Annotated in this window: 11 protein-coding genes and 2 pseudogenes; 3 read left to right on the forward strand and 10 right to left on the reverse strand. The window is 60.2% G+C overall.

From position 1 onward, the window contains the following. Positions 1–253: pseudogene (locus ASD01_RS36045) on the forward strand (hypothetical protein); the annotation flags it as partial. A gap of 868 nt (positions 254–1,121) precedes the next feature. After that, a pseudogene (locus tag ASD01_RS17675) lies at positions 1,122–2,138 on the forward strand (alpha/beta fold hydrolase). A gap of 123 nt (positions 2,139–2,261) precedes the next feature. Here ASD01_RS17675 and ASD01_RS17680 read toward each other — a convergent pair. From ASD01_RS17680 to ASD01_RS17690, 3 genes are all read right to left on the reverse strand, one after another. Beyond that, positions 2,262–3,047 (reverse strand): alpha/beta hydrolase, encoded by a 786-nt coding sequence (locus tag ASD01_RS17680; protein ID WP_200954154.1) that lies wholly within the window; start codon positions 3,045–3,047, stop codon positions 2,262–2,264. Between the two features lie 148 nt (positions 3,048–3,195). Continuing rightward, a complete protein-coding gene (locus ASD01_RS17685) occupies positions 3,196–4,065 on the reverse strand; it encodes an alpha/beta fold hydrolase (RefSeq protein ID WP_244495259.1) in 870 nt (289 codons plus the stop codon). Positions 4,066–4,072: 7 nt separating this feature from the next. After that, entirely contained in the window at positions 4,073–5,155 is a 1,083-nt protein-coding gene (locus ASD01_RS17690; protein WP_060644197.1) for a sugar phosphate isomerase/epimerase family protein, read from the reverse strand. 129 nt (positions 5,156–5,284) lie between these two features. Between ASD01_RS17690 and ASD01_RS17695 the strand changes: the two genes are divergently transcribed. Then, positions 5,285–5,848: a TetR/AcrR family transcriptional regulator gene (locus ASD01_RS17695; protein ID WP_280138783.1), complete on the forward strand. Its 564-nt coding sequence runs from the start codon at positions 5,285–5,287 to the stop codon at positions 5,846–5,848. Here ASD01_RS17695 and ASD01_RS35650 read toward each other — a convergent pair. From ASD01_RS35650 to ASD01_RS17725, 7 genes are all read right to left on the reverse strand, one after another. Next, positions 5,828–6,421 (reverse strand): hypothetical protein, encoded by a 594-nt coding sequence (locus ASD01_RS35650; protein WP_143106282.1) that lies wholly within the window; start codon positions 6,419–6,421, stop codon positions 5,828–5,830. The two genes, ASD01_RS17695 and ASD01_RS35650, sit on opposite strands and share 21 nt — an antisense overlap. Positions 6,422–6,573: 152 nt before the next feature. Further along, complete coding sequence (locus tag ASD01_RS17700; protein WP_060644198.1) at positions 6,574–7,671, reverse strand: ABC transporter ATP-binding protein; 1,098 nt, start codon at positions 7,669–7,671, stop codon at positions 6,574–6,576. 41 nt (positions 7,672–7,712) lie between these two features. Beyond that, complete coding sequence (locus ASD01_RS17705) at positions 7,713–9,116, reverse strand: NAD(P)/FAD-dependent oxidoreductase (protein ID WP_060644199.1); 1,404 nt, start codon at positions 9,114–9,116, stop codon at positions 7,713–7,715. After that, the gene (locus ASD01_RS17710; protein WP_060644200.1) at positions 9,113–9,982 is read right to left on the reverse strand and encodes a PfkB family carbohydrate kinase; all 870 of its coding nucleotides are present in this window, start codon (positions 9,980–9,982) and stop codon (positions 9,113–9,115) included. The genes ASD01_RS17705 and ASD01_RS17710 overlap by 4 nt, the downstream gene beginning before the upstream one ends. Then, on the reverse strand, positions 9,979–10,824 hold the full coding sequence (locus ASD01_RS17715; RefSeq protein WP_060644201.1) for a sugar phosphate isomerase/epimerase family protein: 846 nt from the start codon (positions 10,822–10,824) through the stop codon (positions 9,979–9,981). Before ASD01_RS17715 ends, ASD01_RS17710 begins: the two co-directional genes overlap by 4 nt. A gap of 9 nt (positions 10,825–10,833) precedes the next feature. Next, complete coding sequence (locus tag ASD01_RS17720) at positions 10,834–11,694, reverse strand: carbohydrate ABC transporter permease (RefSeq protein ID WP_034798608.1); 861 nt, start codon at positions 11,692–11,694, stop codon at positions 10,834–10,836. Continuing rightward, complete coding sequence (locus ASD01_RS17725) at positions 11,691–12,647, reverse strand: carbohydrate ABC transporter permease (RefSeq protein ID WP_234824559.1); 957 nt, start codon at positions 12,645–12,647, stop codon at positions 11,691–11,693. Before ASD01_RS17725 ends, ASD01_RS17720 begins: the two co-directional genes overlap by 4 nt. Positions 12,648–12,667 lie beyond the last annotated feature (20 nt).

Raw genomic sequence — 12,667 nt, forward strand, 5'->3', positions numbered from 1 at the left:
CGCAAGGAAGATCACCTTTCACATATTCGATCCTCGTGTCGTCGAAGATCTACTCGACCGTGGCGCCGTGGATGAGTGGCGAGAAGAAGATATAGCGGCAAAAGCGGAAAATCGCAGGCGGGCCGCGTATCAGGCGAAGTTGACGCGGTCGCTGAAGAAAAAGGAAAAAGTCAAACCAAGCGAACGAGCCGACGAAGCCGCGACCGGCTTGAGCGGATGGGACGAATTCGGGAGCGACGGTCTCCTTCGATAGGCGTGCCGTCCGTGGAACTTTCGTGCCTTCACTTTCACCGTATCGATGTGCACGTTCCTTCAAGGAAGGAATTCTCGGGCAAAATCTCGGTCGATCCAGCGAATCCGGACTTCCCGGAGAGCCATACGTGCCAGAAAGAAGTCTAGCGTCCGGCCGTGTCATCAAACTAGCATTTGAACAGTGGCATGCTTCTGCCGGCCGCACGTTCGGTAAGCAGTGCACCAGAAAGCGTCATTATCTATGAACGCGCTGCAGTTGAAGTAGACCTACCCGCCCGCGGTCCAATCCTATCGGGCCGGTTCGCGCGTGAGGGGTTACGCATGCGTCACCACCGCTCCGACCGTTGCTCGAGCGGATGTCGCTTGGCGGTTCGTGGGTGCTTCAACTTCACTTCGCCTTATCGGTACCTGTTGGTACAACCGTTTGCTGACTGCTGCCGAGGTCACTGCCTGGTTCCAAGGAGCGCGATATTGTGAACGCAATCACTGCAAGTGTTAAACCGATAACAACTGCAAGTAAGACAGCGCGCCTGAGAAATCCCAATCCTGTTGGGAGTGGGTTCCTACCATTCGATGTCCCGACTCTGTCGCCTCCCTTATCCAGATGGGTTGGCATGGCAAAACGTCCTTTTTTACAACGATCCTATTAAACCCCCTCCGGAAGGCGATGTTCCAGAGCAAGACCGTTGTCTAAAAGCGAGATTTGCAAGCGCCTTTTGGGTGCGGGAGGTTGTTTGCCGGGAGCATGGTCGTCTACGCGGTCGACATGGATCGTGAGGGACGGTCCTCCCAATGTATATCTCGCACGCTCCGCGCAAACTCGTGGTGCAACGGTCTTATCGGAATGGACCAGCCAAGCAGCCGGATCGATGTCCGTAGAATTCAACCTTGAACGCCGTCGCTTGTTCAGCCTGGCTGCATTTACAGCTGCAGCCGTCGAACTTGGCTTTGCCGACGCAGCCGATGCGGGGTCAGACACCTCCGCGACGACGTCGCGGACCGCCATTGTGGCCGCCCGACCACGTCCATTGAATCCATGAAAAGCATTAAGGTCGTCGACCTCGAAATCGATTACGCCGAGGCTCGTGCCAGCAACGAGCGCGTGGTCCTGCTGCGGCATGGCTGGCCCTACGACATTCATAGCTATGTCGACGCCGCACCGCTGTTTGTATCGGCCGGTTATCGGGTGATCGTGCCCTATCTCAGGGGGTATGGCACGACCCGGTTCATCGAAGGACACACCACGCAACGGCCAGCAATCCGCCTTGGCCGCCGCGCTCGGCGTCGAAATCATCGGCGGCTATGGTTGCGGTGCCCGTACGTCGAAAATCATGGCCGTCCTGTGGCCGGATCGCTGTAAGGCGTTGGTGTCGGTGAGCGGATCGGCAGCCAAGAGAATGAACAAGAAGCCTATACCGCTCAAAGCCGAGCTCGCCTGGTGGTATCAGTTCTATTTCGCCACTGAGCGTGGCCGGCTGGGCTACCAGGCCAATACGCACGGCTTTGTTCATCTAATCTGGGAGACCGCCTCGCCGAACGGGCAATTCGACGACGCGATCTTCACACGTTCGGCCCCTGCTTTCGACAACCCCGACCATGTCGCTATCATCGTCCATAACTATCGCTGGCGGCTGGACCTGATCGAAGGGGAATCCCGCTTCGACGCATTCGAGGAAAAGCTTGCCAATAGCCCGGTGATCACGACCCCGACAATTACACTCAAAGGCGACCAGAACGCCGCCCCGCATCGGGGGCTCGAAGTTTAAGCCGGCATGTTTTCCGGCAACTACCAGCATCGCAACATCGCCGGCGGCGTCGGCCACAACCTGCCGCAGGATGCGCCGGAGGACTTCGCTCAGGCGATCATCGACGTGGACCGGCTGTGACCAAGCGAGTCTGGCCCGTCAATGCGCTCGACTGCCCGACCGCCTTCGCTCCGACGCAATGCCACCTGCCGCTGACGCTCCCGACAGTATTGACTAGCGCGTTCACCGTCACACCGCCTAGCCTTAGAATGCACCGAGCTTCAGACGCAGCTCTCTTCCCGCATTGGCGAATATCGCTTTCGCCGCCGGTGTGATGCCGAGCATATGGATGCAGGCATGGACCATTCCCTCGAGAACGATGAGCGTGGTTGGGACGCCGCATGCGTCAAGTTTGCGCGCGTAGGATTCGCCTTCGTTGCGCAAGGGATCATACTCGCTCACCATGATCGTCGCCGGTGGCAAACTGGAGAGATCGCCCCGAAGCGGGGCGGTATAGACTGGGGGCGTCGTCACTCGGTCACCGAGATAGGCGCCCCAACAGAACTTCATTGCATCGCGCGTCAGATAGTAACCGTCGGCAAACTCCTGATAGGAAGCGGTTTCCAAGTCGGTATCGACTGGCGGATACATGAGCAGTTGTTGCGCGATAGGCGGTCCACTGCGGTCGCGTGCGAGCATCGCGGTCGCGGCAGCCAGGTTGCCGCCGGCGCTGTCACCAGCGATGACAATCCTATTTCTGTCCACTCCCAGTCGTTCCGAATGGTCGGCGACAAAGCATAGGGCGCGATAGACATCGTCCAGAGCTGCCGGATAGGGATGTTCCGGAGCAAGGCGATATCCGACAGAAAACACAACGCAGCCGGTCGCCTTGGCGAGCGCACGACACGGATTGTCATACGCGTCGAGCGATACCAGGCACCATCCCCCGGCATGGGCAAAAACCATAGCCGGAGGCTTGCCGCCCCATTTCGCTCCAGCGGGCCAGTAGGCCCGAACAGGAATTGAAACGTCCGGATCGTCGCCGGCCACAACGAGATCTTCGATCTGACTGACAGGCTCCGAGGGGCCTGCATGGCGATCAGGGCTCGATCGGTCTCTGCGCGCATTTCATCAAGGGTGCCGGGTTGCGTGGCCGGTAGCCCCGCCAGAAACGTGGCGATGTTCGCATCGACAGGCATCAGGCTGCCCCCTCCAGAAAGAAGGGAACAACCTGTGCGATGAAATCGTCCGGGCATTCTTCCATTATGAAATGGCCACAATCGCGGACAATCTCGCCGCGCAGGTTGCTCGCATGTCGGCGCATCGTTTGCATAGGCGCGTCCACCGTCGCGTGCTCCGCACCTATAGCCAAGACCGGCATCGCCAACGGCCGGCTCGCCCGTACCTGGTTCTGACGGATGGTTTCGGGGATCGCCCGGTAATAGGAGAAGCCGGCCCGGATACCCCCTGGTGTCCCGTAGGCAGCTGCATAGACATCCGCTGCGACCCGGTCCCTGCGGTGAGACCACTTGTCGAACATGAAGCCGAGATATTCTTTCTCCCGTCCCGATGTGAGGAATTCCGGCAGATCCAGGACCTGATTGAACATGAAATGCCAGAGGAAGATGTTGTCCGAAGGGGGTACGAAGATTTGCGGCGCAGGCGCGAGACCGGGAATGACAGCTTCTGTCAGCGCGATGCGTTCCACGGCGTCCGGGTAGTCGCTCGCCAGCGCGTATCCGACCCACATGCCGACGTCATGTCCGGCGACACCGTAGCGGGTGTGACCAAGCGCAGTCATAAGCTGGTGCAGGAGACGCGCGACTGAGCCCGTGTCGTAGCCGTTTTCCGGTCTCGTGGAAAACCCCGTGCCGATGGGGTCGACGGCAATGGCTTGGAAGCCATTTTGCGCCAAGGCGACCATTACGTAGCGCCAGGCGTACCAGGTCTGTGGCCAGCCGGGGATCAGCAACACCGGCTTGCCCTCGCCCATCGTGGCGCAGTGGATTTTCTGCCCGTCGACGCGCACGTAGCGATGCGCGAAACCTTCGGACGCGCGGTCCGACACCAATAGATTAACCATAGTGTTTTCGTGCGAAAGAGTTGGAGATGCCGAGGATCTTGTTCATTTGGCCGACGCTCAGCGGCGTTCCGGCGAAATCGTCGAAAATCTTGTCCGTGACGCGGATCACGTGATCACGAATGAAGGCAGCGCCCTCGCGCGCTCCGTCTTCCTGGTTCTTCAGGCAGCATTCCCACTCCAACGTGGCCCAGCCCGAAAAATCATACTGGGCAAATTTCGAGAAGATCGAGCGGAAGTCGACCTGGCCGTCGCCCAGCGAACGGAATCGGGCCGCACGGTTTACCCAGGACTGGTAGCCGCCATAGATGCCCTGGCGTCCGGTCGGGTTGAATTCAGCGTCCTTGACATGGAACATGCCGATGCGCTCGTGATAAATGTCGATGAAGTCGAGATACTTGAGCTGCTGCAAGACGAAGTGGCTGGGATCAAAGAGGATTTGGGCCCGCTGATGGCCACCGATGCGATCAAGAAACATCTCGAAACTGGCGCCGTCATGAAGGTCTTCGCTCGGGTGAAGTTCATAACATAGGTTGATCCCCTCTTCTTCGCAGTTGTCGAGAATGGGCTTCCAGCGGCTGGTCAGTTCGTCGAAGGCGGCATCGACCAAGCCTTCGGGACGCTGTGGAAACGGAAAGAAGTAGGGCCAGAGGAATGAGCCCGAAAACGTTCCCATCTCGGTCAGTCCAAGCCGCCGCGAGGCTTTCGCGGCCAACTTGATTTGCTGCAGAGCCCATTCGCTCCTGGCAGCGGCGTTTCCACGAAGCTCCTCAGGAGCGAACGCATCGCACATCGCATCGTACGCCGGGTGGACAGCGACAAGCTGTCCAAGGATATGCGTGGTCAGTTCGCTGACCTGCAAGCCGTGCTCGGCAAGCGTGCCTTTGATCTCGTCGCAGTAAGCTTGGCTCTCTGCCGCCTTGGCGATGTCGATCAGGCGTTGGTCCCAGGCAGGTATCTGAAGGGCGGCAAAGCCCATTCCGCTCGCCCATTCCGCAATTGATTTTAGCGTGTTGAAGGGCGGATTGGCATCGCTGAATTGAGCGAGATGGAGGCTTGGGCCTTTTATGGTTTTCACTGGATGACCTTTCTTTGTTGATCGACAAAGAATTGGCAGCCTTGCATCTCCGCGTCAAGCGAATTATTTGTCGATCGACAAACATAGGAGCGGGACGTGGCAGGTAGACCCAGAGAGTTTGACAGGGACGTGGCGCTGAAGAGAGCCCGGGATCTGTTTTGGGCGCGCGGGTTCGAAGGTGTTTCCATGACCGATCTGGTGGATGGCCTTGGCATCGCCTCCGCGCGGATTTATGCCGCTTTCGGCTCCAAGGAGGCCTTGTTTCGGGAAGCTATCGAACACTACGAGACGAATGAGGGCGGCTTTGCCGAGCGAGCCATGCTCGAGAACAGCGACGTCCGCTCAGTTCTGGAAGTCATGTTCCGGGCGGCAGTGGCGCTCTATACCGACGGACTGAAGGGATGCATGGTCGTATCGGCGGCGACGAATTGCACGCAGCAGAACGAGGCGATCAGAGACTGGCTGGCCGAGCATCGGAAGGCGCGAACGCAATCGATCATTGACCGCCTGATCGCGGGGAAACGATCGGGGGAGATCCCGGCACATGTCGATGAAATTGCCATAGGCGATTGCTGCGCAACCTTGCTGCACGGGCTTTCGGTTCAAGCACGCGATGGAGTTGAACCGCGTCGTCTTCATGCCATGGTCGACGCTTTTCTCATCGGTTTCGATTCAATGGTCAGCGCGCGTTGAATGCACCGTGGTCGCGGCCCCGCAGGTTGAGTTCAGACAAGTCCGCACCGACGGCAGACGCAGCGACAGTTGCAAGAACGAAGAGAAGCGATCGGTAAGACGGTTTGGACAACGCATCCTTGCAGGTTGGGCCGCCCGTTCAGCGATCGGCCTTTCGCGGCCTAACCTGATGGTGCTTGTGCGGCTGCGATTTTTCCAAGCATTTCGTGGCACGTACCAATGCCAGCGGCATTTCCGTTTCTTGGAAAACTCGCGCGCCTCTTGCAAAAGCTGAATGGCAGATCCGTAAGATCTGACGTTGGCATGGATCGTTGGGACGTCTTGTAGCGTGGCCGCATAGTCATTCGGCACGCGCCGCATCACGTCGATAACCTCTTCAAAGAGATGGATTGCATTGCTCGCCACCTCTCGCACGCGCTCTGTAATTTCGCCACCATCCTCCACGAGCAGGTAGTGAAACAAATCGGAGACTGCGCGGGCGACGTTTGCACTCGCTCGCGCCCACAATAACTCATTGTCCTCTCTTTTGCGCACTTGAAGCACATCACCCCAAGCCGTTGCTGCCGCACGCAAGAGCCTGTTCCTGTCGATTGTCGGTGATGCATATGCCAGTCAGCCAAGCGCAGACGCGAGATTGTTGTTGCAGGCGGCCCAGATATCGGGATCGCCTGACTGCCTGATCCCGGCAAGAGCCTCCCGAACTGATGGCTGCAAGATCGGTTCACCTAGCTTCGAACGGCTCTTCCCGCAGTGTCGAAGATGTGGATATCCCGGCGGCGCGCGGTGAAATTAACGCTCTGCGTGCGTGAAAAAGCACTCTCCCCATCGACCTTGACCAAAAACTTTTCACGGGCGCCGTTCAGGTCCAGATAGAGTATTTGCACCTCGCCGAGATGCTCCACGAGATCGACGGTTCCGGCAAATGTCGGATCCGTCCCATGACTGTCGCCTATCCGTATGTTTTCCGGGCGAATGCCGACGCTGATCGCCTCGCCCCTTGAAAAGCTGCCACGTTCTGCCTCAATATCAAGGACCACACCGCAGTCAAGCTGGCAGCGTGCCGATGTCGCGGAACGGCCCACGACCTTACCTTTAAGGATGTTCATTGCCGGTGAGCCGATGAATTGCGCGACGAAGAGGTTCGCCGGCTTGCGGTAGAGATCGGTCGGCGTGCCGACCTGCTCGACGTTGCCGTCCTTGAAGACGACGATGCGGTCCGCCAGCGTCATCGCCTCGACCTGGTCGTGGGTGACGTAGATCATCGTTACTTCCGGCATGCTCTGCTTCAACTTGGCGATCTCAATGCGGGTGGCGACGCGCAGCGCGGCATCCAGATTGGACAGGGGCTCATCAAATAGAAAGACCCGCGGATTTCGCACAATGGCACGCCCGATCGCCACGCGCTGCCGTTGCCCGCCGGAAAGCGCCTTCGGCTGGCGTTGTAGGTACTTGTCGAGCTGGAGTATTTCGCCCGCCTTTCGCACCCGCATATCGATCTCCGCCTTCGGCGTTCCGGCGATACGCAGTCCGAAGGCCATGTTCTCGTAGACGGTCATATGCGGGTAGAGCGCATAGGACTGGAACACCATGGAGATGCCGCGCTTGGAGGGCGCGACGGCATTCATTCGCTCGCCATTGATGACGAGGTCGCCTGACGTGATTGTCTCAAGGCCGGCAATCGAGCGCAGCAGAGTGGATTTCCCGCACCCAGACGGGCCGACGAAGACGATGAACTCGCCCGACCTCATCTCAAGGTCTATGCCGTGCAGGACTTCGAGATCACCATAAGCCTTGCGAATGTTTCTCAGCGATAAATCGGCCATCGTTCCCGTTCCGTTATTTGCAATTGCAAGACAGCGCGCCGTCAGGGCGCGAGCCCGGCCAGGAACCGCGTGACCGGACCCGGCTTTCTGTTGATGATCTCGAGATCGTTCTTGCGCCGGATGGCATGCCGCACGACCCGCGCGCCGAGATAGCGCAGCGGCTCGGGCGGAAGCCGCGTGCGCTTTTCAATGCCAACCAACCCACACCGGCTCCAGGCGTCGTCACGCCCGAGCACAAGGCTTGCCATGATGCGGCCGGCGACGGGCGTTTGCGCGATGCCCGTACCGTTAAAGCCCATCGCGTAAAAGATGTTCGCGTGGTCCTCCAGATGGCCGAAGACCGGCAAGTGCTGCGCCGTGCAATCGATCGGGCCGCTCCAGTCGTAAAGGACAGGCACATGCTTCAACTCAGGATACACCCGGTGCATCTCGCGGATATTGTCGGCGCCGCCGTCGCCGCTGCGATTGAAGCGGGCGTCAATGCGGTCGGCATAGGCAATGCCACCCGTGCCCCGGCCGAAGACGACGGTGCCCTCGGGCGTGCGCTGGTAGTAGAGCACATGCTGCTGCGCATCGCAGATCGAGGCGCCGTCCGTCCAGCCGATCTGCTCCAGGACATCGCGCGCCGGCGCCGTCGCGATGACCTGGCTGCTAACCACGTAGAGATAGGGATGCAATTCCGCGATGGCCGAAAGCCATGCATTTGCGGCGAGCACCACCTTGCCGGCGGAAAGCACGCCGCATGCTGTGCGCAGTTGCGGCGTGGAACCGGGCACGATTTCGAGAACCGGGCTCTGCTCATGGATGATGATCCCCCTTTCGAGGGCGAGCCGTCGCAGGCCGAGGGCGAGCTTTGCCGGCTGCACGGTTCCCGCCCTCTCCTCGATGATGCCCACATAGGAGACGTCCGAGCCGGTGCGGCGCAGGATATCGGCGCGCTGGAGCGGATGCAGGCGGTCCTCGGCGAGCGTCCGGCTGAGGTCGCGGGCCGCAGCCCAGGCCCCCTCCTGCGCGGTCGAACTTGCCGTCCACAGCCAGCCGTCGAGTCTCAGATCCATGTCGATGGCACCGGAGGCCTGCAGGCCATTAAGCTCCTCGATGGCGTCGGCGGTCGCCCGGCACAGCATCAGCGCGTCATCCTCGCCGACAAGCGCGCGCAGCATGTCGATTTCGGCAAACCAGCTATGGACCTGACCGCCGTTGCGACCGGAAGCTCCGGAACCGCAGAAATCCGCTTCGAGCACGGTGACACGCGTTTCGGGCGCTTGTTCCTTGATCCTCAGCGCAGTCCACAGGCCGGCATAGCCCCCGCCGACGATCGCGACGTCGCAATCCGCGCTGCCCTTGAGGGGCGGCGTGACGGCATCCGCCGCAATGCTCTGCAGCCAGAAGGAACGATCGCCCTTCGGTGCCGCGACGGGCGGCCTCATCGTGATGGTGTTCATGTTCCCGCCCTCTCGGTGCTGCCGATGACATCGTCATATTTCTTAAGCAGCCATTCCGGGATTGGCCGGATGGGCTGCGGGAAGCCGCCGAGATGGGTGCAGGTCTCGGATGCTCTTTCGGCGGCGCTGTCGAGCGCGGCCTGTCCGGACAGGTCTGCGAAGAACCGCGACATGATGAAGGTCGCGATGAAGCTGTCCCCTGCACCGCAGGTATCGACGACCGTGACCGGCACAGAACCCGCCGCGAACACCGTCGAACCATCATGATAGAAGGATCCCCGCCTGCCGCAGGTGACGACGACCTGTCGTGCGCCCGCGGCCCTGAACCGCGCGATCAGCGGCTCGACCGGCTTGGTCGGATCGTCCGGACCGGAGGCGAAGACAAGCGGCACGCCATCGAGCGAAAGGTCGAAATGCCGCGTGGAAATGTCGATGCTGAAGGGAATGCCATCGGCGACGAGCCGGCGGATGAGCCTTTCGCTGGAATTTGTGCCGAGATGCAACCAGTCGGCTTGCCGCAACGCCTCGTAGCGATCAGCATTTGGAACATAATTCTCGCCCACTCCGAGCGACTCGAGAAGGAAACGTCGCTCGCCGGCATCGTCCGTCAGCAGCGTCACAGCAGACGCGCCGGGACGGATTTCGACATCGTTGCGATCAAGCCCCGCCTCCGCGATGGCGGCAAGCATGATATCGCCTTCCGCATCCGGGCCCAGCGCACCGAAATAGCGGGCATTCAACCCCTGTTGCCGCCATTGGACGGCGACATTGAGGGCATTGCCGCCCACGGTGACGAACCCTTTGCTCAGATAGGCATCGAGGCAATTGTCGCCGACGGCGATCAGGTTGGGATTGGCCTTCGTCATTCTGTGTCCGTTTCATCGAGATGGGGTGCAATGGCTTCGAGGCATCGCCGCCAGGCGGAAACGGGGTCGAGCGCATAGGAGCCGTTGCCGAAAGGTTCGAAAGTCAACGTGCCGGCGAAACCGTGCCTGCCAAGCTGCCCAATATAGTCGTCGAGCGGCAGGTTGCCGTCGCCCCAGGCAAGATGCCCCGCCGGCGTTCCATCCACGACATGCACATGCGCGATGCGCTTGCCGAAGCGCGCGAAATAGTCGCCGACGCTGTCTTCTGCCGTCGCCATGGCGACGAGGTCGAGAACGATATCGATATCGTCACCGTCGAGCGCGCGCCAGAAGCTCTCAAGCGCATCGGCATTGGTGACGATGTTGCTTTCGAGGCGCTGCAGCGGCTCCAGCAGGCAGGAGACGCCAAGCGCGCGCGCATGGGCGGCGATCCGGTTGATCGACTGGATCGAATTGGCCCAGGCGGTTTGTCGGCTTTCGCACTCGAAGCCGCGGCCCGGCGTCAGGAAGAGATATTGCGCTCCCAGCTCCGCGCAGACATCGGCGGCCTGCATGAAACGCTCGACGCTGGCCTCGCGGTAGGCGCTGTCGCCGGAGGCGATGTTGATCGGATAAAGAACCTGCTCTGGCGTGAAGCAACGTACGGCCAATCCGTTGTCGCCGAGGATCGCCTTCACCTCCGCAAGCCCTGCCTGGTTGTCGTGGAAGAGATCGAGATGCGGGGCGATGCCCCAGAGCTCCATCTGCTGAAAGCCCATGGCGCTGAGCTTTTCGGCTGTCCAGCGGAAGGAATGGTGCTGAAAGGAGAAGTTCGCACCGATGAGCTGGTTTCGTTTCAACATGTGCCCGCCCTATTTTCCGATGCCTTCGGCCAGCCCGCGGATGAAGAAGCGCTGGGCGGCGAAGAAGGTGATGACGATGGGAAGTGCGGAGAGCGTCATGGCGGCGAAGACGACGGCATAGTTGGTTCCGTGCTTTGCCATGATGGAGGTGAGGCCGACGGGCAGCGTCTGCAAATCCGCGCCGCTGGTGAAGATCATCGCGAAGAGATACTCGTTCCAGGCGAAGAGCACATGCAGGATGACGCAGGACACCAGGATCGGCTTGCACAGCGGCAGCGTCACCTTCCGGAAAATCTGCCCTTCGCTGGCACCGTCCATGGTGGCGGCCTCGTCGAGATCCCGCGGCAGCCCGAGCATGTAGGCGCGGATCAGGAAGGTCGTGAAGGGAATGCGGAAGGCGGTGTAGAGGATGATCAACGCCCAATAGGTGTTATAGAGGCCAAGGCCCTGCATCATGCGCACGAGTGGGATGACCGCGACCGTCGGGCTTAGCATGAGGCCACCGAGCACGATGCCGACGAAAAACGGCTTTCCGGGCAATTTCGAACGCGTGAGGCCATAGGCTGTCCAGGCGCTGACCAGCACCGTGCAGACGGCCGATCCGAGCGTGACGATGACGCTTGTCGCGATGTAATTCCGGATGCCCTGGTTCCAGGCCGAGATATAGTTTGCGATGCTGAAGCCGCTCGGCAGCGCGAAGGGGTTGCCGAAGATTTCGGCATTGGTCTTGAAGCCGTTCATCGCCATCCAGAACAGCGGATAGAGCACGACGAAGCCGAGACTGATCAGGAAGGTAACGAGGCAGGTCTTCGCCAGCACGGCGGCGAAGTCGGTGCGCTCGGTTTCCCGCGGTTGATAGGTGACGCTCACAGATCGACCCTCCGTCTCTTGGTGTACCAGAGCTGCGCGAAGCCGGTGATCAGCGTGATGACGAAGATAACCGTTGCGATGGCCGCGCCATAACCGAAATCGTTTTCGATGAAACCCTGCTGGTAAAGCCATGTGCCGAGCACCTGGCTGCTGTTGTTCGGCCCACCGCCGGTCATCACCATGACCTCGTTGAAGACCTGGAACGCACCGGTGATCGTGACGATTACCATCAGGCCGGTCATTTCGCGGGTGAGCGGAAAGGTGATGTTCCATAGGCGCCGCCAAGTCCCTGCCCCGTCCATGATCGCCGCGTCGTAGAGTTCGCGCGGGATCTTCTGGATCGCGATAGCGAACAGCAGAGTCGAATAACCGAAACCCTGCCACTGGCTCATGGCGATGATAGCGTAGATCGCGGTACCCTCCTCGCCGAGCCAGGCGCGCGACCACTCCGCAAGCCCGATCTGCGTCAGCGCCGAATCCATTAGGCCGATATCGGGCTGGTAGATGAAATAGAATAGAAGGCCGGTGACGGTGATCGAGATGGCCGAGGGTATGAAATAGACGGCGCGCCAGAACCGGCGCCATCTCTCATCGGCAAGCCCCTCGATGAGGGCCGCCAGCACGAACGCGCCGAAAACCTGGAATATGACGGAGATGACGGCATAGAGCGTGTTGTTGACGATCGCCGTCCAGACGACCGGGTCGCCCTGCAGGCGCCGGTAATTGTCCAGTCCTATAAAAGCGGTCTCGCCTGTGAAGATGTCCTGGTTCTTCGTGCTCACGACGAAATTGTCGATGATGGGATAATAGACAAACCAGAGGATCAGGACGAACGCGACCAGCACCCAGCGAAACGACAGGATCCCGGCCAGCGGGCCGAACCGATGGCTTTGCGCCCGGTCCGGCCCGGCGAAGCCGATTTTGACGGCTTCACCATTCTGCTCGTGCTTCATGACAGTCATCCTGGGCCGAT

The sequence above is a fragment of the Ensifer sp. Root423 genome (assembly GCF_001426275.1).
GTDB lineage: Bacteria > Pseudomonadota > Alphaproteobacteria > Rhizobiales > Rhizobiaceae > Ensifer > Ensifer adhaerens.

What these genes read in the sequence shown, in the direction of transcription:
- ASD01_RS17700 (WP_060644198.1), bottom strand. Translation starts at nt 7,671, where the DNA reads ATGGCCGATTTATCGCTGAGAAACATTCGCAAGGCTTATGGTGATCTC.
- ASD01_RS17705 (WP_060644199.1), bottom strand. Translation starts at nt 9,116, where the DNA reads ATGAACACCATCACGATGAGGCCGCCCGTCGCGGCACCGAAGGGCGAT.
- ASD01_RS17710 (WP_060644200.1), bottom strand. Translation starts at nt 9,982, where the DNA reads ATGACGAAGGCCAATCCCAACCTGATCGCCGTCGGCGACAATTGCCTC.
- ASD01_RS17715 (WP_060644201.1), bottom strand. Translation starts at nt 10,824, where the DNA reads ATGTTGAAACGAAACCAGCTCATCGGTGCGAACTTCTCCTTTCAGCAC.
- ASD01_RS17725 (WP_234824559.1), bottom strand. Translation starts at nt 12,647, where the DNA reads ATGAAGCACGAGCAGAATGGTGAAGCCGTCAAAATCGGCTTCGCCGGG.